This window comes from Nocardia carnea (assembly GCF_029869215.1).
GTDB classification, from domain to species: Bacteria; Actinomycetota; Actinomycetes; order Mycobacteriales; family Mycobacteriaceae; genus Nocardia; species Nocardia carnea_B.
Genome location: NZ_JARWPM010000347.1, coordinates 1 through 24,326, shown reverse-complemented (window position 1 = coordinate 24,326; position 24,326 = coordinate 1). Strand labels below are relative to the sequence as shown.

The window sequence follows — 24,326 nt, the reverse complement described above, 5'->3', positions numbered from 1 at the left end:
GCGAGCCTGGCATATGACGTCACGTCACCTGCAAGACCCGCGGACGCGTCGACCTGCTACTGGCGGGTCCCACGGCGCGGCGCCCGGTCGACGCCGGAATGGGTTGCCGGTTTCCGCGCCGACCGATGAGTTTCCCGGCGAACTCACGTCATTTATCAGGAGCTACGCAACCGAGGCCGCACAGCTCGGCTTGCCGTCACTGTCCGGACAGGTGCCGGTTTCCGAGCGGGCCTCGCCGATCCCGAGGATGTGATATGTCGGCCGGTGAACCGGATAGTGTGCTGGGACCGTTCTCGTCCCCAATCGCGCAGGCCACGCCGTGGGCGTCGGCAGCGGCGATCCTCGACGCGGCGGAGGTGTTCTGGCTTTCCACCGTGCGCCCGGACGGCCGGCCGCACGTGACACCGTTGCTCGCGGCGTGGAGCCTGGGCGGTATGTGCTTCACCACGGGTGACCGGGAACGTAAGGCGCTCAACCTCGAGCACAATCCGCAGTGCGTACTGACGACCGGCACGAACGCGTTGACCGGCGTGGACGTCGTCATCGAGGGTGTGGCAACCGTTGTGGACGAACGCGCCGAGCGGACACAGGCGGTCGCGGATTTCGAGCGCAAGTACGGAGCGCATCTGACCGATCCCGCGGGCACTTGGTACGGATTGGGCGAGGCGGTCCGCGCCGGCGACGTCCGGCTGTATCGGGTCGCGCCGGCTGTCGGATTCGCGTTCGGCAAACTACCGATCTCCAGCCAGACCCGCTATACGTGGCCGAGCCGATGACGACCGCCTTACCGGACCGGATACAAAGCGCCATAGACGAGTTCGTCGATACCGGTGCCGAAACCGGATTGCAGGTGGCCGTGTATCGGCACGGCGTTCTCGTTGCCGACGCCGTCGCCGGGATCGCCGATACCGCGTCAGAGCGCCGGGTGACGCCGGACACCCCGTTCTTCAGCTTCTCTTCCGGTAAGACCATGACATCGCTCATCGCGCACATGCTCGTCCGGACGGGCGCCTTCGGATACGACACACCGGTCGTCGAATGGTGGCCGGAGTTCGGTGCCCACGGCAAAGAGTCCACCACGCTGCGGCATGTGCTCACGCACTCGGCCGGCGTACCGGCGATGCCGCGCGGTATCGGCCCCGCCGACCTGACCGACTGGACGCGGGTCTGCGCCGCGATCGCCGACGCCGAACCACTGTGGCGCCCCGGTACCGCGACGGGATATCACTCGTTCACCTTCGGCTTCCTGGTCGGCGAGATCGCGCGTCGGGTCACCGGCAAACCGATGCGGCAACTCCTGCGCGAATGGATCGCCGAACCACTGGACCTGGTCGGCGACCTGTATTTCGGCGTGCCACGAACCGACCTGTCCCGCCTGGCGCGGCTGGAAGATGCGATACCGGGCCCGTCCGCCCCGGCGGACAGCGATGGCGTGCTGGCGCCCTGGGAGAGGCAACCGACCGCGGCCATGGGTAACAGCCACGACATTCTGCGAGCGGATATCCCGTCGGTCGGTACCTTCACCGCGCGCGGAATCGCTGCCGCGTATGCCGCCTTCCTCGACGGCCGGCTCATCGATTCCCACCAGCTGGCCGAGGTCACCGCTGTGGCCTTCGAAGGCACCGACCAGGTCTTCGGCAACCCCGCGCGATTGGCTCTGGGCTATCCACTCGGCCGCCTCGGCGCGCGGCCGGATGAGTCACCGACCACCTTCGGCTGGGTCGGCGGCGGCGGCAGTTACGTCTACGCCGATACCGCCACCGGCCTCTCCTTCGCCATGACCAAAACCCGCCTGACCCCACATTTCGACACCGCCCGGCGACTCGCGGACCTGACCACGCGCCTCGTTGCCCGGTCGCCGGCCTGACGAATCAGGCCCCGCGGATGTTCGCAACTCCCGCGGTGGTCGCCCTTACCCGGGCGAGACCCGCGGTGAACAGCCAGTACGCGGCGGCGGTGGTGGCCAGGGCCGGCCAGGCGATCAAGGCGGGGGTGGCGCCGTCGCGCACGGGGGCGCTGAGCTGCTGCTCCCGCACGACGGGTGCAGCTGCGGGTCGCCCTCGGCGCCGCGGACGTAGGCGTACCGGCAGATGTCTTCGTAACGGGCGATCGTGTCCACGAGTTCGGACGACAAAGGGCCCGCATCCGTATCGGATGCGGGCCCTCGCGTTCGCGTGTATCACCTTTCGAGCAGTTTGCGGCGCAAACCCTCGGTGGCGACGACGAGCGCCGGAACCAGCGTCAGGTGGGTGACCGACAGGGCGATCGTGGACGCGGTATCGAAGTCGGCACTCACGGTCATGGCGATGGTGGCGACGGCGATCACCGAACCGATCACCGCGGCCGGGCGCAGCACGCCGATCCATTTGTAGGAGAGCAGCACCGCCGCGCCCAGGCCGATCAGCATCGGGACCACCGTCATCACGATGATCCCGCCGGGCGCCACACTTTTCACCTGACCGGCGTCGGTCATTTCGAACGTCCCGCCGGCCGCCGCACCGATGAGCCAGACGACGAGATTGGCCAGCAGAGCGGCGGCGATCGCGCCGAAGAGGGCGACGGGACGATTCAGTGCGGGGATGCGGGGGGCGGATGCGGTGGTAGTGGTCGCGGTGCTCATGGTGACCTCCTGAAGATGTGAAGTTCTTGTGCGACCATCCTGAAACCTCAATAAATATTTAGGTCAATGGATTCGGATCCAGTTGTGTCGCAGATCACTTCGAGTGGCCTCGGCGCGGCTTCACCACCGGTGGCGAAGTGAGCGGGTCGCGCCGGCCGGAGTGGAACTGATCGTCAAGACCGGGGTTACACCGTGACTGCGAGGCAGGGAGACCACCCTGACGGAATAGCCACCGAAGAGGTAGAGGTTGCACCGGGTTGTGACCGACCCATCCCTGCCCGTGGACGCGCTGTTCGAGCCGTTCGAGGTGAAATCGCTGCATCTGCGTAATCGCTTCGCGATGGCGCCGATGACCCGGATGTTCTCGCCGGACGGTATCCCCACCGGGGAGGTCGCCGAGTACTACCGGCGGCGCGCCGCGGGCGGCGTCGGGCTCATCATCACCGAAGGTACCTATATTCCCGACCCGGCCGCCGGACCCGCCACCTCGGTGCCGCGCCACTACGGGGAGCAAAGCCTCGCCGGCTGGAAAACGGTGGTCGACGCCGTCCACTCAGAGGGCGGGCAGATCATCCCGCAGCTGTGGCATCTCGGTATCAGCCGCGGCGACAAGCCGGAACTGAATCCCGAGGTCGAATCCGTCGGCCCGTCCGGGCTCGGTCTGGACGGCAGCCCGGCCGGCCGGGCACTGACCGCGGCCGATCTCGATACCTTGCGCGACGCCTGGGTGACCGCCGCCGTCAACGCGAAGGCCACCGGATTCGACGGTATCGAATTGCACGGCGCGCACGGCTATCTGCTCGATCAATTCCTCTGGGAGCGAACGAATCTGCGCTCCGACGGCTACGGCGGCTCGCTCGCGGCCCGCGTCCGATTCCCCGCCGAGGTCGTCGCGGCGATCCGCGCAGCCGTCGGACCCGAGCTCGCTATCGTGTACCGGTACTCGCAGTGGAAATCCACTGACTACAACGCGCGCATCGCCGCAACCCCCGATGAACTCGCGCGCGTACTCATCCCGCTCGCAGACGCGGGTGTCGATGTGCTGCACCCGTCCACCCGCAGGCACTGGGAACCCGCCTTCCCCGAATTGTCCGGTGTGGACGGCGAGCTGGGACTGGCCGGCTGGACCAAGAAGATCACCGGACTCCCGGCGATCACCGTCGGCTCCGTCGGCCTCGACAAGGTGTTCACCACCACGTTCACCGGCAAGGGCGATTCGAACGTCGCCGGGATCGACCGGCTGCTGGAGCAGCACGCGCGGGGCGAATTCGATCTCGTCGCGGTCGGCCGCGCCCTGCTCGCCGACCCCGAATGGGTCCGCAAGCTCCGCGAAGGCCGCAGCGACGAACATATCCCCTACCGCCAGGAGCACCAGCGAACATTGGCATAGAACGCACGCGCCACACCCCGCTCGCCGTCCTCGATCCCGACACAGCGGAGGCCGCGCTGCGCCGAGGATACAGGCCGATGGGCGCGTCCGTGAGACTGCCGGTAGAGGGCGGGGAGACCGGCTAGGTCCCGGATTCGATGCTGCGGCCGCCGAGGTGTTCGGCGAAGTGGCGTTCGACGGCCTGGTAGAGCCGGAACCGGTTCTCCGGGTTCTCGAAGCCGTGGCCCTCGTCCTCGGCGACCAGGTATTCGACCGGGACGCCGCGTTCGCGGAGCCGGGCGACGATATTGTCGGATTCGGCCTGGACGACGCGGACATCGTTGGCGCCCTGGGCAACCAGCAGCGGCGTGCGGATCTTGCCGACCATGGTGATCGGGGAACGGGTGAGCATATCGGCTTCCTGCTCCGGGATTTCCGGGTCGCCGACGTAGCGGTACCAGTTGTTGACGTTGTAGGCCCGGGTGAACGGCGGCAGGGTGCGCAGGAAGTTGGCGAGGTCGGAGATGCCGACATAGTCGACGGCGGCGGCGAAACGGTCCGGGGTGACGGTGATGCCGACGAGGGCGGCGTATCCGCCGTAGGAGCCGCCGTAGATGCCGATTCGGTCGGGATCGGCGTAGCCGCGGTCCACGGCCCAGTCGACGGCGTCGATCAGGTCGTCGTGCATCGCGCGCGCGAATTCGCCGATAGCGGCCGTGACGTGGCGTTTCCCGTAGCCGAGCGAACCGCGGAAGTTCACCTGCAGTACCGCGTAGCCGCGGTTGGCGAGGAACTGCACGTCCGGGCTGAAGCCCCAGGAGTCGTGGTACCAGGGCCCGCCGTGCACCAGGAGCACCATGGGAAGGTTTCGCGGCGCGACCCCGACCGGCAGGGTCAGGAAACCGTGCAGCGGTAGCCCGTCGCGAGCCGGGAAATCGACCGGTTCCATGGGGGCCATGGTGTTCGGGTCGCGATCCGGGAAGGAACGGAACAACAACCGGGCCTCGCCGGTGGTGTGGTCGTAGAACCAGGTGACGCCGGGGTCGCGGTCGTGGCTGAAGGTCACGACCCAGCGTTGTCCCGCATCGTCGCAGGACAGGGTGCCCAGCACGCCGTCGGAGAGTTTCCGCAGTTGCGCGTAGACCTGCGCGAACCGGGGATCGACGACTTCGATATGCGGACGCGCGGCGACGAAACGGGCGGCAAGGACCTCGCCGGTGTGCCGATGCCGGTAAACCGGGGGCGGCAGCACGCCCGGCAGCATCATGCCGCTGATATCGAGGTCGTGCCCGTCGGCGGCGGCGACGACTGTTTCCGCGCCGGTCGCGCGGTCGATGCGGACGAGCCGCAGTTCGTCGCCGTCTTGGAAGGAGCCTACGAGCAGGCCTTTCCCGTCCGCGGTGACCTCCTGCGGCTGCACGCCCATCGGGTGTTCCGCGCCGCCCAGCCGGCGCAGCAGCCGCGTGTCGCCGGTGGCGGCGTCGATCGCGGAGATCTCGAGGGCGCCGTCGGCGGCGAGGACGGTCCGGAAGACGGGCTCGCCGCGGCGGTCGAGCAGGACGGCGGATGTCGGGTCGTCCTGCTCGCGGTGCAGGGTGATCTCGCCGGTGGCGACGTCGATCCGGAAGATATCGAAGAACAGCGGGCGCCGGTTCATCGTGACCAGCACGGTGCCGGGAACCGACGGCAACTGCTCCGCACCCACCACCCGCGACCCCGGATCCATCGGGGTCAGATCGACGGCGGGCGCGTCCGGGTCGGCGAGGTCGACGCGGTAGAGATGCCAGTCCTCGTTGCCGTCGGTGTCCTGCAGGTAGAGCAACCAGCGAGGATCGTCGGTCCACAAATAGGTGGTGATACCGCGGCGGGTGTCCCGGGTGACGGGGATGGCCTCGTCGTGGGTCCGGTCGATATCGCGAACCCAGACGTTGCGCCGGCCGCGATATGGGGCGAGGTAGGCGAGGCGGGTGCCGTCCGGGGAGATCGAGGGATTCGCGAACTCGGGGTCGGCGAAGAACGTCTCGATATCGATCAGCTCGGGCCGCTGGTCGGCCGGTTGTCCGGTCATGGTCGGTCTCCGCTCGTCTCCGGTAGTCGCTGACGTTTCGATCGAACACTGTGCCGTCGCGGCACAGTCAAGCGTGCCGTCGTCAGCCGAGTGCCTGCGCTCCGATAACCGACAGCATCTGGAGCTTGTCGTAGCTCTCGCTGCCGGGAACGGCGGTGTAGACGAGCAGCGCGTGCGCCTGGCCGGGATCGACGAGCCGCTGGCAGTTCAGTTCGAGGGCCCCGACCTCGGGGTGCACGAAATGCTTGACCTCGCGCGGGCGGATCCCGATCTCGTGCCGGTCCCAGACTCGGCGGAACTCTTCGCTCCGGACCAAGAGCAGGTCGGCGAGTTCCGCGGCGCGGGAATCCGGGCCGCGCAGGGTGAGGACTTCACGCAGTCCCGCGGCATACATCCGGGTGAGAAACGTGTGTTCTTCCGGGGCGTAGAGCTGCCGGGAGGCGGGGTCGGTGAACCAGCGGTAGCCGATGCTGCGGGCGGGGCCGGTGTAGCGGGTCAGGTCGCCGGTGAGTGCGATCCCCAGCGGCGACTGCCGCAGGGTTTCGCCGAGTTCGGTGACGATCTCCGCCGGTGTGTCGTGCAGGCGGTCGAGCACGCGCAGCAGGCCCGGGCTGATGTGCTCGCTGAGAATTCCCCGCGCCGGTGGGTTGTGCCCGGCGAGCCGGAACAGGTGGTCGCGCTCGTCGAGGGAAAGGTGCAGACCCTGAGCGATGGATACGAGCATCTGCGGTGACGGTTGCGGACCGCGTTCCCGCTCGAGCCGGGAGTAGTAGTCGGCCGACATATGACACAGCGCCGCGACCTCCTCGCGCCGCAGCCCATCGGTGCGGCGGCGAGGGCCGCGCGGGAGACCGACATCCTCGGGTTGCAGTGCCGCCCGGCGATTGCGGAGAAACTCCGCCAGCCCGCTGCGATCGATCACGGCGCTCCTTCCGCTCGGTGTGGTGCCTCGTTTCTACCGCCCGCGACCGGCGGTATCCACGGACTGCCGATCCCCTGCTCCGCATCGCGGCACGACCCGCCGAGCCTGTGATCGGGAGGTCCTGGATATGGCATTCGCGCTGGCCCAGGCTTATGGCAGACCCGGCGCGACAGCCGGCGAATCACCCGGGCGAAGCCGGCGCGCCACCGACCACATCGATATGAGGAGCAGACAATGCCACGTCGACCCATCGATATCACCGTGCCCGATCTGTCCGGGAAACGCGCACTCGTCACCGGCGCCAGCGACGGGATGGGGGCGGTGCTGGCCGCGCGACTGGCCGCGGCCGGCGCGGAGGTGATCATGCCCGTCCGCAATCCCCGCAAAGGCGAGGACGCGGCCGCCCGGATCCTGGCGAACCACCCGAATGCGCGGCTCGACCTGCGCAGTCTCGACCTCTCCTCGCTGGCGTCGGTCGCGGCGCTCGGCACAACGCTCCGCGAGGAGGGTCAGCCCATCCACATACTCGTCAACAATGCCGGTGTGATGACCCCGCCGAACCGGCAGACCACCGCCGATGGGTTCGAGCTGCAGTTCGGCACCAACCACCTCGGCCATTTCGCGCTCGTCGGGCAGTTGCTTCCGCTGCTGCGCGCCGGCCGGGCCCGGGTGACCTCGCAGATCAGCATCGCCGCGCGGCGCGGCGCGATCAACTGGGACGATCTGAACTGGGAGCGCGACTACAACGGCGACCGCGCCTACAGCCAGTCGAAGATCGCCTTCGGCCTGTTCGGTCTCGAACTGGACCGCCGCAGCAGGGCCCACGGGTGGGGTATCACCAGCAACGTGTCCCACCCCGGTGTCGCCCCCACCAGTCTCCTGGCCGCCCGCCCTGAGCTCGGGCGCACCAGCGACACCCCGCGGGTCCGCCTGATCCGGGCACTGTCGTCCCGCGGCATCCTGCTGGGCACCGTCGAAACCGCTCCCTTGCCCGCCCTCATGGCCGCGACCGACCCCACCGCTGAAGCCGGACGGCTCTACGGACCCAGCGGCCCCGGGCATCTCGGCGGCGCGCCCGCCGAACAAAAGCTCTACCCACCGCTGCGCAGCGCCGCGGAGGCGGCCCGGATCTGGGAGGTTTCCGAGCAGCTCACCCAGACCACCTTCGCCACCACCTGAGTCCGGCCCGCACCCACCGCGCACGCGCCACCAGCTCCGGATTTCGACCGACCGTCCCCCATCGACGCCGGACCACACCGGCGTCCGTGCGCACCTCGCAGCAGTGGCGATCAGGCGGAGCGCGGTGACCGGTGGCCCACCGCCACAGCCTCATCCAGCGCGGCAAGCGGGTCGTGGGACAGGCGCGCGACCGGAATACCCGTCTCCCGGTGCAGTGCCTCGAGCAGGCTGCCCCGGGTGGCGTAACCGGCCGAGTGGGCCGCGACCGTGAGCGTATCCCCGCCCCGGAGCCGGCCGATCGCGATATTGAGCCGGGCCCGCGCCCGCCACCGGGTGAATGTCAGGCCCGTCTCGACCTGGAAGAGCCGTTGTACGTGCCGGACGCTGATATGTCGTCGCGCCGCCAGTTCGTCGAGCGTCCGGCTCGATCCGGCGGTTTCGTGCGCGATCGCCCGCGCGACCGGATGCGACGGCCACGGCAGCGGGAAGTACTGCGTGCTCAGCGACCGCAACAGGTTGTCCAGCGCGCCGCGGAACGGCCTGATCTGCTCGGTGGTCGCGGGGCCGGCGGCGAGGATCGTGGTCATCAGCTCTGTCACCGCGGGGACGACGCCGAGCCGCCGGACCCGCTCCTGCGGCCGGGTAGCGGGCGGCAGCATCGGCCCCAGCGTCACCCCACCCGCGGACAGCCGGGCCGAATGCGGCACCCGCGGTGCCAGCCACAGGTTCTCCCGCGCGTACAGGCGGATCCGTTCCCCGTCGGCGACGGGCTTCCCGCCGTTCTAGTCGCTGTCTTCACCGCCGCCGTGGCGCTGGCCGGTTGCTCCGCATCCGGACCGGCCGAAGACGCCGGCCCGGCCCGGATCGTGCACACCGACCAAGGCGACGTGAGCGTCCCCGCCGACCCTCAGCGGGTCGTGGTCTTGAACTACGCCCTGGCCGGATACCTCTACGACCTCGACGTTCCCGTTGTCGCGACCGTCTCCGAGGACTCCGACAAACCGGGCGCGTTCTCCGGGTTCTGGAAGGACGAGGCCGCCGCGGACAAGACCGGACTGCTTCCGTGGAGCACCGATGGTTTCGACTACGAGGCGATCCTCGCGGCCGAACCCGACCTGATCGTCGCGGGCGGGTTCGGTCTGCCGTACCCGCTGGCCGCCAAGGGCTACGACCGGCTCAGCGCCATCGCGCCCACGGTCCTGGTGAGCAATACGCTGGCCACCTGGCGGGAACAGTTCGGTTTCCTGGCGAAGGACGTCTTCGGCAAACCGGATATCTACGACAAGTCCGTCGCCGAGTACGACAAGCGGGTCACCGAGGTGAAGCAGGCGATCACCCCGCCGCCGGGCCCGGTCGCGTATCTGACGATCACCGCGGACAACAGCCCGTACCTGCTGTTCGAGAACATGGGCCTACCACAGACGCTCGCCGCGGTGGGATTGCAGCCTGCCCCGCTGGTCCAGCAGAACGGCCTGCAGCCGTACAAGCCGGGCGGCGATATGGCGGAGCTGTCCACGGAACAGGTCGGTCGGCTGGTGACGACGCCGACGGTGTTCATAGCCGGGTTCAACGCCGACACCACGGATGTCGCGACCCTGTCGAAGCAGCCGGTGTACGCGAAACTTCCGGCGTTCGCCGGTGGTCATGCCTACGACCTGCCCTATTGGACCGTTCGCGGCGACTACGACGAGGCGATGGCACTGCTGGACCTCGTCGAGAAGCAGTTCTCCTAGGCACCCACGGTTCTTCCGGCGATGACAGCAGCCCCACCGGAGCCGGTGGACGCCCCACCCGGCCGGACCGCGCGCCGGGTGGGCTGGCTCGTGCTGTCGGTGCTCGTGCTGGTGGGCGCGGTGGTGGCAAGTATCGCGGTGGGTTCGGCGAACCTGCCGCTGCGCACGGTGTGGGACGCGCTGACCGCACCGGACGGCAGTATCGATCATCTGACGGTCCGCGCGCTGCGCGTTCCGCGGACAATTCTCGGTGTGCTGGTCGGCGCGGCGCTGGGGGTGGCGGGGCACTCATCCAGGGCCTGACCCGTAACCCGCTGGCGGACCCGGGGATTCTCGGCGTGAACGGCGGAGCCGGGTTCGCGATCGTGCTGGGTGTGGCGATATTCGGCGTGACCAGGATCGAGCAGTACCTGTGGTTCGGCTTCGCGGGCGCGGTGCTGGCCGCCGCGCTCGTGTACGGGATCGCCGCGCGGGCGCCCGGCGGGGCGAATCCGCTGCGGTTGACGCTCGTCGGGGTCGCGCTGGGCGCCGTACTCACCGGCGCCACCAAATCGATGGCGTTACTCGATCCGGAAACCTTCGACCGGATGCGGTTCTGGGACGCGGGCACGCTCGCCGACCGGCCCGCCGGCACCGTCGAGATGATCTGGCCCTTCATCGCCGCCGGGCTGGTACTGGCGTTCGCGTGCGCCCGGTCGCTCAATGCGCTCGCGCTGGGCGATGAGCTGGCCGCGGCGGTCGGGGTGCGGGTCGTGCCGGTCCGTTTGGTCGCGGTCGTGGCGGTGACCCTGCTGTGCGGAGCGGCGACCGCCGCGGCGGGGCCAATCGTGTTCATCGGGTTGATGATTCCGCACGCTGTCCGCTGGGTCACCGGACCCGACCAGCGCTGGATCATGGCGTTCACATTCGTCTCGGCGCCCGTCCTCGTCCTGGTCTCCGATGTCCTCGGGCGGCTGATCATCCGGCCGGCCGAACTTCAGGTGGGGGTCGTGACGGCCTTCCTCGGTGCGCCCATCCTGATCGCATTGATCCGGCGCAGCAGAGTGGGCACGTCATGAGCGGTGTTCTCGTACTGCGCGCCGGATCGTTCAGCCGCCGCACCACCACCCGGGCGCTCGTCGCCGGCCTGCTCCTCACCCTCACGCTGGCGGCCTGTTTGCTGGCGGCGCTGATGCTCGGCACCCGCACCCTGGCGCCCGGCGATGTGTTCGCCGCGCTGGGCCCGGCCGCAAACCCGGCCGACCGGCTCGTCGTACTGGAATGGCGGGCGCCACGAGCCGTGGCCGCCGCCCTGTTCGGTGCCTGCCTCGGGCTGAGTGGAGCGATCTTCCAATCCCTGACCCGCAATCCGCTGGGCAGCCCGGATGTGATCGGCTTGAACACCGGCGCCTACACCGGTGTGGTGTGCGCGCTGACGGTGGGCGCCACCGGTTTCGCCGCCCAGGCCGCGGGGGCGATATTCGGCGGCCTCGGTGCCGTCGTGATCGTCTATCTGTTCTCGTTCCGGCAAGGGGTGCTGGGGATCCGGCTCATCATCGTCGGTATCGCGGTCAGTGCCATGCTGTCGTCGGTCAATACCTGGTTCGGCGTGAAGGCCGACCTCGACGTCGCGCTGCAGCTGGCGGTCTGGGGCGCCGGAACCTGTCCGGTGTGGGATGGCCGCCGGTATTGCTCTCGGGCGCAGCCGCTTTCGTGCTCATGCTCATGGGACCGGCCGCCGGCCGCCGCATGCGGCAACTCGAGCTCGGTGACGAGGCCGCGGCAATGCTGGGGGTCGCGGTCGAACGCAGCAAGGTGGGGTTACTCGTCCTCGGCAGCGTGCTCACCGCCCTCGTTACCGCAGTGACCGGGCCCGTCGCCTTCATCGCGCTCGCCGCCCCGCAGATCGCGGGCAGGCTCACCGGACGCGGTTCCGCGGCCGACCTGCCCGGCGCCGCGCTCACCGGCGCGGTACTCATGTCGGCGGCGGATCTACTGGCGCAGCACGCGATTGCCGGGGTGAACCTCCCGGTCGGCGCTGTCACAGTCTGCCTCGGCGGCGCGTACCTGGTCTGGTTGCTGATCCGCGAAACCCGCCGCCGGTGACCACCACGACGCACCGCGACCGAGTTGCGCCCCCTACACATTCACGCCGACAAGATGCTGATAGTCCACGTTCCTGGCAACCAATTCGTCATGCGTACCGGTATCGGCGATACGCCCCTCTCGGAGAAATACAACGGTCTCCGCCTCCCGGATCGTCGATAAACGGTGGGCGATGACCAGCAAGGCGCATTCCTTCCGCACAGCTTGGATGGTCGCGTTCAGCGCCTTCTCTGTTTCGGCGTCGAGCATCGCTGTCGGCTCGTCGAGCATCATCAGGACGGGACGTCGTACCAGTGCCCGCGCCAACGCCACCCGCTGCCGTTCGCCTCCGGAAAGGAGCACACCGTGTTCACCCACCGAGGTATCGAGCCCCTGCGGCAGGCGTCCGACGAGATCCGCGAGGCCGGCGAGCTCGACGGCTCGGTGCAGATCGTCCTCGGCCAGGCCCGGCTGCCGGTAGGTCAGATTGTCTCGCAGGCTGCCGAACAACACTGGCGCGTGCTGTTCCAGCAAGCTGACTTCGGAACGCCATTCCCGGCGAGTGCGATCGACGAAAGACCGGCCCGCCAGCAAGATATCGCCTTCGTCCGGTTCATAGAACCTGCTCACCAACGAGAAGATCGTGGATTTCCCCGCGCCGGAACGTCCTACCAGGGCCACGTGCCCGCGGGCCGGCACCGAAAAGGTGACACCGCCGAGAATTTCTCGCTCACCGTAGGCGAAGTGCACATCGCGAAACTCGAGCGCGACCGGCTCGTCTCTCGCCGGCTCGTCGATATCGGCGTCCGCGGATATTCGAACCGGCGCGACATCCTTGTGCCCGATCTCGTCCCGGTCCTCCGTCGGTAACGCGAGAGTCGACTCGATGCGGTTCATGGCACCCAGCGCTTGCTGAAGCGCAACGGAGCCATTGAAAAGATCACCGACCGGGATCAGCAGATTCATCGCGAGCAGCATCATCACCACCAGACTGCTCAACGTCATCTCACCGTTCGCCACCCGGACACCTCCGACCAGCAGCGAAACCACAAAGGAACCGGTTACGGCGAGGTGCATCGCGGGATTTCCCAGCGCTCGCAGCCCAGCCGCTCGAATCCCCACCGCGAACGCCTTGCCGGACAGTTCGGCCAGCCGCTCCTGTTCGCGATCCTCGGCGTTGTTCACCTTGACGGTCCGCACTCCGGTGAGCGCGCGTTCGATATCCGCGGAAAGCGCTCCGACGCTCTCCTGCAATTGCGTCGAGGCCGTCTCGATTCTCGTCATCACCAGCAACATCGCACCCGCGGCGACACCGACGGTCACGATCACGATCGAGAACAACAGCCAATCGAGGTAGATCATGATCGCGACGGTCCCCACCAGGGTCAATGCCCCCGTCAGCAATTGGACGAGACTGGTGCCGACTACGTTCCGGATCACGGTCGGATCGACGGTCACACGGGAAATCAGATCTCCGGTCCGCAGCGCATCGAGTGTGGGAACGCTCAGCCTCAGCAAGTGCCCGGTCAGCCGATTGCGGACAGCCACGAGCACGGATTCACCGGTGCGCTCGAGGACGTAGAGCCCGCAGGTATCAGTGACAGCATGGAGTAGATAAGCACCGATCAGCGCCGCCAGTGACCAGGCGAGCGTCTCCCCCGAAGCCGCATCCCGGACGACCCGCCCGGCCAGCAACGGTTGCACCAGCGACAAGGCCGTGCCGGCGAGAAGCAGTACCGTCGCTCCCGCGAGCGCTTTCCGATGTGGCGCGATCAGCGCGAGCAAGGCACCGACCCTGCCCGGCCACGAATCGCCTTGCCGGGCTTCGTACGAAAGGGCGCGTGGCGATCGGTGAGAGCTCACAAACCCAGGCTAATGCGGTCGGTCGAGGCTCCCGGTACGGTTGCTATCGCCTCCCGATCACGGTGCGGTGTTCCTGCTGAAAGACCTGGAAGTAATAGATGAGTTCTACCGCCGAAAAACTCGCCGACCTGCGAAAGAAGCTCGAGATCGCGCAGGAACCGGCCGGCGAGGCGGGGGCCGCCAAGCGGGCGCGTAAGGGGATTCCGTCCGCTCGGGACCGGATCGAGATGCTGCTGGATCCGGGCACCTTTGTCGAGATCGGTGCTCTCGTGCGCAACCCGGCCGATAAGGACGCGCTCTACGGTGACGGTGTGGTCACCGGGCGCGGACTGGTGGACGGGCGGCCGGTGGCCGTGTTCTCCCACGATCAGACCGTGTACGGCGGGACCATCGGGGAGATGTTCGGCCGTAAGGTCGCCGCGATCATGGATCTGGCGGGGAAGATGGGCTGCCCGCTGGTGGGTATCAACGATTCCGGTGGCGCCCGGGTGCAGGAGGCCGTGACGTCGCTGCGCTGGTACGGCGAACTCGCGACCATGATGGAACCGTTGTCCGGTGCGGTGCCGATGGTTTCGCTCATCCTGGGCAACTGCGCGGCGGGCGCGGTGTACCAGCCGATCTGCACCGACGTCGTGGTCGCCACCGAGAGCGCGCATATGTTCGTCACCGGGCCCAAGATCCTGGAAGACGCCATCGGCGAGAAAGTGGATATGGAGGAGCTGGGCGGGGCCTACAACCAGGCCGCCTACGGCAATATCCACCACATCGCCAAGGACGAGGCGGCCGCGTTCGCGTGGGTCCGCAACTATCTGAGCTACCTGCCGTCGAGCGCGACCGAACTTCCGCCGGTGGTGAATCCGGGCCTGGAGCCGGAAGTCACCGAATCGGACCTGTCGCTGAATACGCTGATCCCCGACTCCGACAACGCCGTCTACGATATGCACGACGTACTGCTGCGGATCTTCGACGACGGCGAATTCCACGAAATCGGCGGCGCCGCGACCACGAACCTCATCACCGGGTTCGCCCGCGTGGACGGCCGCCCGGTGGGGGTGGTCGCCAACCAGCCGACCGTGCTGGCGGGCGCGCTCGACGCCAAGGCCGGTGACAAGGCCGCGCATTTCATCCACATCTGCAACGCCTTCGAGATTCCGCTCGTCCTGGTGGTCGATACCCCCGGCTTCCTGCCCGGTGTCGAACAGGAGAAACAGGGCGTCATCAAACGCGGCGGCCGATTCCTGTTCGCCTATGTGGAGGCGACCGTCCCGAAGGTGACGGTCGTGGTCCGTAAGGCCTACGGCGGCGGCTGGGCCGTCATGGGCGCCAAAGCCCTCGGCTGCGATGTGTATCTGGCCTGGCCCACGGCACGGATCGCGGTGATGGGCGCCGAAAGCGCGGTCGGGCTGACCCAGCGCAAAATCCTCGACGCCACCCCCGAGGAGCAGCGCGCCGGACTGCGTCAGCAGATGGTCGACTTCTACAACGCCACCGTCGCGACCCCGTGGATCGCGGCCGAACGCGGCTATATCGACGCGGTGATCGAACCGTCGGCCACCCGCCTCGAACTCCGGCGAGCGCTGCATCTGCTGCGCGACAAGAAGGTCATCCGCTACCCGCGCAAGCACCACCTGCTGCCGCTGTAGTCCGGTTCCGCCGCCGGGCGCGACGACACGCTGCCGATGCTCACCGGTACCCGGTTGACTACGGTGGTCAGCGCGGCCCGGTCCGCCGCCGGCTGCTGGGTCGCGCCGGTGTGGTCGCGGATCCGCACAAGGCCTGGGCGGCCTCGACACACCGGAACCCGGCCGTAGACGGCCGGGTTCCGGGCGCGCGGAGCGGCGCCGGTGTTCCGGAGGTTCCGGAACACGAGGCGCCCCCTGGATGATGTGCTGTTACTGCGGGCTTTCCGGTCGGCGTCCTTACCGGGACGCGGCCGAGCCCGACTGTTCGGCCTCGCGGATCGGCGCGCCGACCTGGTGCAGGTGCCGCAACGCCTCGCGGTAGGAGGTGATCAGCCCGGTCTCGTGGTAGGGCACACCGATTTCGGCACAGTAGTCACGCACGATCACTTGCGCGTGCCGCAGATTCGGGGTCGGCATACTCGGGAACAGATGGTGTTCGATCTGATAGTTGAGCCCGCCGAGGGCGAAATCGGTCAGCACACCGCCCCGGACGTTGCGGGAGGTCAGCACCTGCCGGCGGAGGTAATCCGGGCGGTCGTCGCCGGTGAGGGTCGGCATGCCCTTGTGGTTCGGCGCGAAGATACAACCCATGTACACACCGAACAGCGCCTGATGGACGACGAAGAACGCGATGGCCTTGTCCGCGGGCAACACCGCGAACAAGGCGGCCAGATAGGCCGCGAAGTGACCGACGAGCAGCGCGCCCTCGAGCACCCGGTGTTCGATCGCCCGGTTTCTGAGCGCACGCAGCCCTGCCACGTGCAGATTCAGGCCCTCCAGCAGCAAAAGCGGGAAGAACAGGAACGCCTGCATCCTTCCGACCAGACGGGCCAGGCCCCGGCTGTCCCGCGCCTGCCGTTGTGACCAGACGAGAATATCGGGTGCGACATCCGGGTCGAGTTCCTCGTGGTTCGGATTGGCGTGATGGCGCGTGTGCTTGTCCTGCCACCAGCCGTACCCGAGTCCGATTCCGGCGTTGCCGGCGATCCGGCCCACAATCGCCGCCGGCCGCCGCAGCCGGAAGACCTGGCGGTGCGCGACATCGTGCATGAGCAGCGCGACCTGAGCGAACGTCACGGCCATGAACGCGGCGATCAGCAGCGTCCACCACGAGTCGCCGACCAGGAAGAACGCCACCCAGCCCGCCACGAACGCGGCCCCGGCCAGGCCGAGCCGAACGGCGTAGTAGACCGGGCGCCGATCCATCAGTCCGGCGGCGGAGACCCGGCGCAACAGACGGGCATAATCACCGCCCGCGCCGCGCCGTGGGGACCGGGGTGGGGACTGTGGAACCAGGGTAGGTGTCGCCATAAATCTTCCTGAGAGTTGGGCCGGGAACCCACCTCCGCCCGTGTCGACGACGACCGATCACTCCGGATCGGAGGCCGAATCCGGCGAGATTCGCTCGGCGCGCTGGGGCGGGTGACGAATTCGATACCCCGAAGCTATCGGGCCAGTTCTCGTCCCGGGTAATCCCCCGGTATGGCCCGGGATAGCACTCAGGGGTGATTTCCGGCCGGTCCGGCTTCCCGACGGCGTTCCTCAGTCACCGCGGACGAGCCAGCCGGGCATGGGCACCGGGCGTGAACCGTCGCGTAACGAGCGCGCACCGGCGACGCCGACCAGTGATGCGGCGACCGCGGGCCGGGCCGGAATCAGCGGCGACTCGCCATCCTCGACGCACGCACGGAACCCCGTGAGTATCCGGACAGTTCCTTCCGCTGCCGGCTCGGCCACCACGCCGTCGGGCAGCGACAGCCGCTCTGGCATCCGTTCCTCGTCCCGCACGATTCCCGCGGGCTCGGTCCAGGCTTCCTTACGCACGCGCACCGACCAGGCCCGCGAACCCGGCGCGCGCACCGATTCGGCCAGCCCCTCGGTACCGCGTACCGACAGCCAGCTCCAGTGGCTGTCCGGTTCGCCCTGGAGGAAGCCGTGCCGGGTGATCGCGAGTCCGCCGCCACCGAGCCGGACCACCAGCGCCACCGCCGCGGGCCGGGCGGTGGCATCGATCGGGAAAGCAGTCACTTCGACCGGCAGCTCACCGGTGAGGGCGATCACCGGCGAAAGCGTATGGGTGCAGTACGCGGTCGGGGCGATACGTCCGCGCCAGTGGCCGGGATCGCCGATCAGTGCGCTGACACCGTCCGGGGACATCCCGTGCAGATAGTCTGCTTCGATCAGGGTGACCCGCCCGATCTCCCCGCTGCCGACGATATGTCCGATGAGCCGCGTATGCGGGTGGAACACATAGTTCTCGGCGAACGAGTAAGTGGCTGCGGAACGCCGCTCCGCGTCGAGCAGCGCCCGCGCCTGCTCCTCATCGGCACACGCCGCGGCCTCGGAGAGCACATGCACGCCGCGTTCCAGAAAGGCGATCGCGAGCGGCGCGTGCTCGTCGAAATCGTTGGCGAGCACCACCGCGTCGAGATCCGCATCCAGCAGTTCGCTCCAGTTCTCGACCGGATCCACCCCGGGCAGTGACGCCGCGGCCTCGGCCCGCCGGGCGGGATCGCGATCGCACGCCGCCACCACCTCCATCCCCAGCCGGCGGCACCACGTCGCCAGATACAAACCCATTCCCAGCCCGACCACACCTACCCGCACGGCGGCATCTTCGACCGTCACCGGCATCCCGGTCAACCGAGTTTCCGGCGCCGCCTCATCCGGGGCAACCCTCGCTCGCGGTCTGCCGTTCGCCCTGTTCCCGCCGTAGAATCGCTATATCACCAGCGCATCGGACCGGCCACCTGGAAGGCAGGTACACCAATGACGCATCACCAAGATCCCCTGGCCGCCGGTATGCACACCGCGCATATCTGGCTTCGTGCCGTCGCCGACGACCTCGGCACCGACGATCTCACCTTCGCCCTGCGTGCGCTGCGCGCCTGGATGCATACCGTCCGGGACCGGATCGGCGTCGCCAATTCCGCGCATCTCACGGCTCAGCTCCCCGATTTTCTCCGCGGTATCTGGTACGAGGGCTGGGTGCCCAGCCGAGTGCCCGGAGCCCACGGTGTCGCGGAATTCACCGATGAGTTCGCCGAACGCGCGGGCATCCCGGTGGGTGACGTCTCCTTCACCGCGGGCTGTGTCACCTCCGCGTTGGATCGGATGATGTCGCCCGGCCAGATGAACCATATCTTCGCGGTGTTCCCGGATCGCCTGGGCAGCGTGCTACGGGGCGAGGAGTCGATGGCCGGAGCCTGAGTCGCGCGAAACGCGTTCACATCACCGAAGAGCTCCTGCACGGAACCACGGCCGCAGCAGGTTCTCCTCGGTGGACGGGCCCGCCTGCCATTCGGCGATCCACGGGCCCGTGCCCTCGCTCGCGTCGATCACGCCCTCCTCCACGTGCTGGTAGCGGCCGTCGAGCACACCGCGGCTCAGCCGCCTGTCCTCGTCGTCGGTGTTCTCCCACAGCCCCTCGAACAACTCACGCACCCGGATCCGCGCCTGCCGGCAGAACACGTCGGCGAGTTCCGCGGCAGCCGCCCCTTCGGACGTGCCGTTGCCGCGCTCGGCCTGCGCGCGCACACAGGCCGCCGACATGGCGAACAGTTCCGCGCCGATATCGACGATGCGCCCCAGGAACACCTGCCGGTACTCCAGCTTGGCCTGCCAGCGCGCCATACCGTACATCAGCGCACGAGCCTGTTTACGTGCCATCCGTTCGACGAAGCGCATATGCGTTGCCAGCGAACCGAACTCGCCGAACGAGGCCGGTGCCGTGCCCGGGCCGACGGCCAGTTGCGGGAACCATCTGGCGTAGAAACCGCCGGCGCCCACGGCCGCTTTCGCCTTCGCCTTGAACTCCGCGTGCCGGTCGACCAGCGCGCCGGCGGCGGACATATGCGCATCGGCCATCTCCCGGGCGATGAGCAGCCGCATGATCTCACTGGAGCCTTCGAAAATCCGGTTGATCCGCAGATCGCGCACGAGCTGTTCGGCCCCGACCGCGCGTTCGCCCCGGGCCCGCAGCGACGCCGCCGTCTCGTAGCCGCGACCGCCGCGGATCTGCACGAGTTCGTCGGCGATCCGGCAACTCATCTCCGACGCCCACAGCTTGGCCAGCGCCGCCTCGATGCGGATATCGTTGCGGTTCTCGTCGCACATGGTCGCGGAGAGGTCGAGAACCGCTTCCAGTGCGTAGGTGGTCGCGGCGATGAACGATACTTTGGCGCCCACCGCGGCATGCTCGCCGACCGGCCGCCCCCACTGCACGCGGGCACCACACCATTCGCGGGCGATCTTCAACGACCATTTACCGGCCGCGGTGCACATCGCCGGAATCGCGAGCCGGCCGGCGTTGAGCGTGGTGAACGCGATCTTCAGGCCATCACCCTCCCGGCCGATCAGGTTCTCGGCGGGAACCCGCACCTTGTACAGGCGGGTGACACCGTTCTCGATACCGCGCAGGCCCATGAAGGAATTGCGCCGCTCCACGGTGATCCCCGGACTGTCCGCCTCGACGACGAAAGCGGAAACACCACCGCGGTGTCCTTCGCTCGCGGGCACCCGAGCCATCACCACGAGTAGTTCCGCGACCACTCCATTGGTGGTCCACAGTTTGACCCCGTCGATCTCGTAGGCCGCGCCGTCGGCGGTGGGGGTCGCGGTGCTGGCCAGCCGGGCCGGATCGGAGCCGACATCGGGTTCGGTGAGCAGGAACGCGCTCACCGCGCCCCGCGCGCAGCGCGGCAGGAACCGCTCCTTCTGCTCCGGCGTGCCGGCCAGTTTCAGCGGTTCGGGCACCCCGATCGACTGGTGCGCGGACAACAGCACGCCCAGGCTGGGGTGCGCCGAGGCGATCAGCATCAACGCCTTGTTGTAGCCGACCTGGGACAGGCCCTGGCCACCGTATTCCTCGGGGATCTTCAATCCGAAGCAGCCGAGCTCGGCGAGCCCGCGCACATACTCTTCCGGTATCCGGCCCTGCTCCTCGATCACGCTTCCGTCGACGGTCTCGCAGTAGGACCGCAGTCGCGCCAGATACGCGTCGGTTTTGGCGGTGTCTTCCGCGCTGGGCCGCGGGAAGGGATGGATCAGATCCACCCGGTAGCGGCCGAGGAACAGTTCCTTGGCGAAGGAAGGTTTCGCCCAGGTGGCCTCCCGGGACTCCTCGACCAACCGGCGCGCCTGTTCCTCGGTGGCATCGACTCTCGCGGTAGTAGCCATGGGCGTCCTCCTCGGACGTGACGACGGTCACAGTCGCATGCTGGACGCCATGTTACCCGCTGGTAGACCGGCTGGCGAAGGGTCCCCTCCGCCGGGCGTAGCCGCGGCCCGATACGCCCGGACGGTCGCCGATCAGCGGAACAGGCCGGCGGCGCGCCGGCCCGGAGACCAGCGGGGCGCGACCCACCCCGAGCTGGGCGTACCGGCCGCAGTGAGACACCATGGGCCACCGAATCTTCCTGCGAAAAGTACTGACACACGGTTGGTTTCGCGTGATACTGAGACGGGGGCGAGCCGATCGGCGCGCCGATTTCGAACGCGGGGAAAAGATGTCGAACAGACGAAGCCGGTTCGCAGGGGTCGTGATTGCGGCGGCGGTACTACTGGTGGGGTGTGGAAGTTCCACGGACACAGCGGGCTCCGCGACAACCGGGCGGCCGGCCCCGGTCGTCACCTCGCTCGCGCGGACCACACCACCCCCGCCGCCACCACCATTGCTGAACCGTCGCGCCGGCAACGGTGAGGTCGTCCAGCAGAACGGCCTGGTGGGCGCGGGAACCCTACGCATCATCAACGGCAACAGCGCCGATTTCGCCGTGGTGGTGACGAACGGTGACCCGTTGGCACCGCAGGCGACGATCTACGTGCACGGCAACTCGGAGGCCACGCTCAGCGGAATCGCCGGCACCTATTTCGTGTACCTGAAGTCCGGCGTCGACTGGGACCCCGCCACGCTCGGCTTCACCCGCTCCCGCACCTTCCAGAAGTTCGACGACCCGTTCGACGCGGGGTCGGATTGGGAGATCACCCTGCAGCCGTCGATCGGTGGCAACGCCAGCACCAGCGACGTCCCCGCATTCTGATCGCGAGCGGTGGACAGGTCCGGCGAACCGTACGGCCCCGCGGTCCGTGCTCAGCGTTCGCAGCCCTTTCGGTATTCCCCTCCCGAGGTCAGTTGGGCTGGCCGACCGGGCGGATCGTCAGGGTGTTGAGGTCGACGCCGGCGGGCTGGTCGAGGGCGAAGCAGATGGCCCGCGCGATCGGTTCGGGTGAGAGCGCGAACGGCGGTACCTCGCCGTCCTGCCAGAACGGGGTGTCGATGATGCCGGGGTTCACGAGGGTGACGCCGATTCCGCGGGTCGTGGCATACATCCGCAGGTTCTCGGCGAGCCCGACGACCGCCCATTTGGTGGCCGAGTAGAGGTTGGCGGGCGCGTTCTTCACCCCGACGACGCTGCCGAGGAGCACCAGCCGCCCCGCCGCCGCCTCGAGATGCGGCAGCGCGGCATGAGCCAGCAGGGCCGGGCCGAGCACATTGGTGAGAACCATGGGCGACCACTGCGCCGGGTCACCGGCCCCGATGGTCGCGCCGCGGGTGCGCGCGGAGTCGCTCGAGACGAATCCGGCATTGGCCACGGCGGCATCGAGGCGGCCGAAATGCTGCACGGTGCGGGTCACGGCCAGTTCGGTCGCCTCCCGGTCCGAGGCGTCCGCGACGAGTCCCAGCAGCCGGTCGGAAGGTCCGGCCTCGTCGAGGAATGTCTTCAGTTTGATCTCGCTCCGGCCGGTCACCGCCACCCGGTAGCCGCGGTCGAGCAGCAATCGTGCGGTGTGCGCGCCGATACCGCTGGTCGCGCCGGTGATCAGTACGGTCTTGTCGGTCATGGTCGGGAATCCTGTTCTCCAGAAGCGTTTCCGGGTGAGATCACCCGGTGCCGTCGAATTCACGAAACCAGCAACACCGCACGGGAAGAAGGCACCGCTCATAGGGGGTACAGGATCAACCTCCCTCACCGGCAGCCACTGCATACGATGGACGACATGGCCTCCCCATCCGGAAACCCCGCGGCCAATCGCTCCGATATCCGGAACTTCCTCATCAGCCGGCGAGCCAAGCTCACACCCGCACAGGTCGGACTACCCGCCGGTGGCCGGCGCCGAGTGCCCGGGTTACGCCGCGAAGAGGTCGCCCTCCTCGCCGGGGTGAGCACCGAGTGGTACACCCGGCTGGAGAAAGGCCGCGTCAACGGCGTCTCCGAGGACGTACTGAACGCAGTGGCGCAAGCGTTGCGCCTGGGCAAGGACGAACGCACCCACCTGTTCGATATGGCCCGCGCGGCCCGGTCCACGCGCCGCCCACCGCAGCACTCCGAGAAAACGGAACTCCCCGCGCCGGTCCATTGGATGCTCGAATCCATGACGATATCGGCCGTCTTCGTCCGCGACCGGCACCTCGATATCGTCGCCGCCAACACGCTCTGCCGCGCACTGTATGCCCCGCTGTTCGACAGCCCCACCACCGCGGAACGCGGCCACGCCAACCTCTCCCGGTACCTCTTCCTCGACCCCGGCTCCACCCACTTCTTCGCCGACTGGGATGCCGCCGCCCAGATCTCCGCCGCCCTGCTGCGCGCCGAAGCCGGCCGCCGTCCCCACGACCGGGCCCTGCGCGAACTCATCGGCGAACTGTCCACCCTCAGCCCCGAATTCCGCACCAGGTGGGCCCGCCACGATGTGCGCCTCCACCACGAGGGAACCAAACACCTCCGGCATCCGGAGGTCGGCGACCTCGAACTCCCCTACCGCTCCCTGAACCTGCCCCTACCGGGCCGTCCGGATCACGAAGTGGTCATCTACACCGCCGAGCCCGGAACCACCACCGAGGATCGGCTGAAGCTGCTTTCCAGCTGGGCGGCAACCGCCTCGTCGACAGCCGGGCACAGTCCGGCAAAGAAAGATTGGGTAGAGGATCGGGTCAGGCGGCGGTGCAGTCGGCCGCGACGTCGCGGATGGGGGTGGGTACGGTAACGCCGCTGAGTCATGAGTCGTTGTCCACCGGCTGCACTCCTTCACCGGATTCGGTGATTCCGCAGTGTGGAGTCGCAGCGGCTGCGAGGCTCACGAGTTCGTCGCGGATGCGTTGGCCCACCGCTACCCTTCTCGCCCATCACGGCGACCGGACGCTCGTCAACCGGAAACTCCGAGCCGGCGACTCTTCTGCCGAGCCGGGACGGCGGTGATCATCTCCTGCAATCCGTCCGTTATCGGCGCGGGTTCGAGCCCGAAGGCAGCGACGGCGGCCGAGGAATCGAGGACGAATGGTTTACGGAGCTGGTACTGGATCTCGATCATCTCCCGAGCCGTCGGGTCGACCGCGCCGGCCAGCCGGAGCAGGTAGCCGGGCATGGTGCCCACCCGTGCGGGTGGTGCTCCGGCCGATTCCGCGGCGAGTTCGGCCAACGCCCGGATCGACAGCGCGGGCGCGGTGGGAACGTGCCACGGCCGGCCCCATGCCTTTTCGTCCACGGCCACGGCAGCCAGCAGCTTGGCCACATCCGAAACCTGTGTCCAACTGTGCGGGGCATCGAGGTCGGCCGGAACCGATGCCTTCCGGCCGGCGAGAACCTTCGGCAGCACCAGAACGCTGAACGGCGAGATGGTGCCCGCGCCCAGATAGTCGGAGCCGCGTACCTCGGTGGTGCGGATACGGCCGGCGTCGTGCGCCGCGAGCGCGGCGGTCCACAGCTCCGCTCGCACCCTGCCCTTGACCGATGTAGGCCGCAACGGGAGATCCTCGGTCATCGCACCCTCCACCGGACCGTAACCATAGAGGTTGCCGGTGCTCACGAGGACCGCACCGGTGTGCTC

The 24,326-nt window shown here is 68.3% G+C and carries 20 protein-coding genes and 2 pseudogenes; 11 read left to right on the top strand and 11 right to left on the bottom strand.

The window, feature by feature from the left end; all coding sequences use genetic code 11:
- The first annotated feature begins 254 nt into the window (after positions 1 to 254).
- Both QH276_RS24155 and QH276_RS24150 read left to right on the top strand, forming a co-directional pair.
- Entirely contained in the window at positions 255 to 776 is a 522-nt protein-coding gene (locus QH276_RS24155; RefSeq protein ID WP_280402141.1) for a pyridoxamine 5'-phosphate oxidase family protein, read from the top strand.
- Positions 773 to 1,867 carry a serine hydrolase domain-containing protein gene (locus QH276_RS24150; protein WP_280402140.1) on the top strand — a complete coding sequence of 365 codons (1,095 nt, stop codon included), beginning with the start codon at positions 773 to 775 and terminating at the stop codon, positions 1,865 to 1,867. The genes QH276_RS24155 and QH276_RS24150 overlap by 4 nt, the downstream gene beginning before the upstream one ends.
- Before the next feature lie 4 nt (positions 1,868 to 1,871).
- Here QH276_RS24150 and QH276_RS24145 read toward each other — a convergent pair whose 3' ends face one another.
- Both QH276_RS24145 and QH276_RS24140 read right to left on the bottom strand, forming a co-directional pair.
- On the bottom strand, positions 1,872 to 2,036 hold the full coding sequence (locus QH276_RS24145; RefSeq protein ID WP_280402139.1) for a hypothetical protein: 165 nt from the start codon (positions 2,034 to 2,036) through the stop codon (positions 1,872 to 1,874).
- Between the two features lie 143 nt (positions 2,037 to 2,179).
- The gene (locus QH276_RS24140) at positions 2,180 to 2,620 is read right to left on the bottom strand and encodes a DUF6069 family protein (RefSeq protein WP_280402138.1); all 441 of its coding nucleotides are present in this window, start codon (positions 2,618 to 2,620) and stop codon (positions 2,180 to 2,182) included.
- A gap of 259 nt (positions 2,621 to 2,879) precedes the next feature.
- Between QH276_RS24140 and QH276_RS24135 the strand changes: the two genes are divergently transcribed.
- Positions 2,880 to 4,010: an NADH:flavin oxidoreductase gene (locus QH276_RS24135; RefSeq protein WP_280402137.1), complete on the top strand. Its 1,131-nt coding sequence runs from the start codon at positions 2,880 to 2,882 to the stop codon at positions 4,008 to 4,010.
- 121 nt (positions 4,011 to 4,131) lie between these two features.
- On the opposite strand, the gene QH276_RS24130 is transcribed toward QH276_RS24135, so the two are convergent.
- Positions 4,132 to 6,057, bottom strand: coding sequence for an alpha/beta fold hydrolase (locus QH276_RS24130; protein WP_280406911.1), 1,926 nt, complete (start codon positions 6,055 to 6,057; stop codon positions 4,132 to 4,134).
- Between the two features lie 82 nt (positions 6,058 to 6,139).
- Entirely contained in the window at positions 6,140 to 6,979 is an 840-nt protein-coding gene (locus QH276_RS24125) for a helix-turn-helix transcriptional regulator (RefSeq protein ID WP_280402135.1), read from the bottom strand.
- 234 nt (positions 6,980 to 7,213) lie between these two features.
- Here QH276_RS24125 and QH276_RS24120 point away from each other — a divergent pair, with 234 nt between their 5' ends.
- Positions 7,214 to 8,158 (top strand): SDR family oxidoreductase, encoded by a 945-nt coding sequence (locus tag QH276_RS24120; RefSeq protein ID WP_280402134.1) that lies wholly within the window; start codon positions 7,214 to 7,216, stop codon positions 8,156 to 8,158.
- A 110-nt stretch (positions 8,159 to 8,268) separates the two neighbouring features.
- Here the strand turns inward: QH276_RS24120 and QH276_RS24115 are convergent, their stop codons facing one another.
- The gene (locus QH276_RS24115; protein ID WP_280402133.1) at positions 8,269 to 8,817 is read right to left on the bottom strand and encodes a helix-turn-helix domain-containing protein; all 549 of its coding nucleotides are present in this window, start codon (positions 8,815 to 8,817) and stop codon (positions 8,269 to 8,271) included.
- Between the two features lie 39 nt (positions 8,818 to 8,856).
- Between QH276_RS24115 and QH276_RS24110 the strand changes: the two genes are divergently transcribed.
- The 3 genes and pseudogenes from QH276_RS24110 to QH276_RS35590 all read left to right on the top strand — a co-directional run bounded on the left by QH276_RS24110 (position 8,857) and on the right by QH276_RS35590 (position 11,976).
- Positions 8,857 to 9,891, top strand: coding sequence for an ABC transporter substrate-binding protein (locus tag QH276_RS24110; RefSeq protein WP_280402132.1), 1,035 nt, complete (start codon positions 8,857 to 8,859; stop codon positions 9,889 to 9,891).
- Between the two features lie 21 nt (positions 9,892 to 9,912).
- A pseudogene (locus QH276_RS24105) lies at positions 9,913 to 10,949 on the top strand (iron chelate uptake ABC transporter family permease subunit).
- Positions 10,946 to 11,976, top strand: a pseudogene (locus QH276_RS35590) (FecCD family ABC transporter permease). The pseudogenes QH276_RS24105 and QH276_RS35590 overlap by 4 nt, the downstream one beginning before the upstream one ends.
- A 33-nt stretch (positions 11,977 to 12,009) precedes the next feature.
- Here QH276_RS35590 and QH276_RS24090 read toward each other — a convergent pair.
- A complete protein-coding gene (locus QH276_RS24090; RefSeq protein WP_280402130.1) occupies positions 12,010 to 13,818 on the bottom strand; it encodes an ABC transporter ATP-binding protein in 1,809 nt (602 codons plus the stop codon).
- Between the two features lie 98 nt (positions 13,819 to 13,916).
- Here QH276_RS24090 and QH276_RS24085 point away from each other — a divergent pair, with 98 nt between their 5' ends.
- On the top strand, positions 13,917 to 15,461 hold the full coding sequence (locus QH276_RS24085) for an acyl-CoA carboxylase subunit beta (RefSeq protein WP_280402129.1): 1,545 nt from the start codon (positions 13,917 to 13,919) through the stop codon (positions 15,459 to 15,461).
- A gap of 276 nt (positions 15,462 to 15,737) precedes the next feature.
- Here QH276_RS24085 and QH276_RS24080 read toward each other — a convergent pair whose 3' ends face one another.
- Together QH276_RS24080 and QH276_RS24075 are read right to left on the bottom strand one after the other, a co-directional pair.
- Complete coding sequence (locus QH276_RS24080; RefSeq protein ID WP_280402128.1) at positions 15,738 to 16,811, bottom strand: fatty acid desaturase family protein; 1,074 nt, start codon at positions 16,809 to 16,811, stop codon at positions 15,738 to 15,740.
- Between the two features lie 231 nt (positions 16,812 to 17,042).
- Positions 17,043 to 18,128 (bottom strand): Gfo/Idh/MocA family protein, encoded by a 1,086-nt coding sequence (locus tag QH276_RS24075; protein ID WP_280402127.1) that lies wholly within the window; start codon positions 18,126 to 18,128, stop codon positions 17,043 to 17,045.
- A gap of 141 nt (positions 18,129 to 18,269) precedes the next feature.
- Between QH276_RS24075 and QH276_RS24070 the strand changes: the two genes are divergently transcribed.
- Entirely contained in the window at positions 18,270 to 18,710 is a 441-nt protein-coding gene (locus tag QH276_RS24070; RefSeq protein WP_280402126.1) for a DUF2267 domain-containing protein, read from the top strand.
- A gap of 21 nt (positions 18,711 to 18,731) precedes the next feature.
- Here QH276_RS24070 and QH276_RS24065 read toward each other — a convergent pair whose 3' ends face one another.
- Positions 18,732 to 20,678, bottom strand: coding sequence for an acyl-CoA dehydrogenase family protein (locus tag QH276_RS24065; protein WP_280402125.1), 1,947 nt, complete (start codon positions 20,676 to 20,678; stop codon positions 18,732 to 18,734).
- 329 nt (positions 20,679 to 21,007) lie between these two features.
- Here QH276_RS24065 and QH276_RS24060 point away from each other — a divergent pair, with 329 nt between their 5' ends.
- Entirely contained in the window at positions 21,008 to 21,541 is a 534-nt protein-coding gene (locus QH276_RS24060) for a hypothetical protein (protein WP_280402124.1), read from the top strand.
- Positions 21,542 to 21,629: 88 nt separating this feature from the next.
- Here QH276_RS24060 and QH276_RS24055 read toward each other — a convergent pair whose 3' ends face one another.
- Positions 21,630 to 22,343 (bottom strand): SDR family oxidoreductase, encoded by a 714-nt coding sequence (locus QH276_RS24055; RefSeq protein ID WP_280402123.1) that lies wholly within the window; start codon positions 22,341 to 22,343, stop codon positions 21,630 to 21,632.
- Between the two features lie 156 nt (positions 22,344 to 22,499).
- Here QH276_RS24055 and QH276_RS24050 point away from each other — a divergent pair, with 156 nt between their 5' ends.
- Entirely contained in the window at positions 22,500 to 23,486 is a 987-nt protein-coding gene (locus QH276_RS24050; RefSeq protein ID WP_280402122.1) for a helix-turn-helix transcriptional regulator, read from the top strand.
- A 159-nt stretch (positions 23,487 to 23,645) separates the two neighbouring features.
- Here the strand turns inward: QH276_RS24050 and QH276_RS24045 are convergent.
- On the bottom strand, positions 23,646 to 24,326 hold a 681-nt coding region (locus QH276_RS24045; RefSeq protein ID WP_280406910.1), incomplete at its 5' end, for an NAD-dependent epimerase.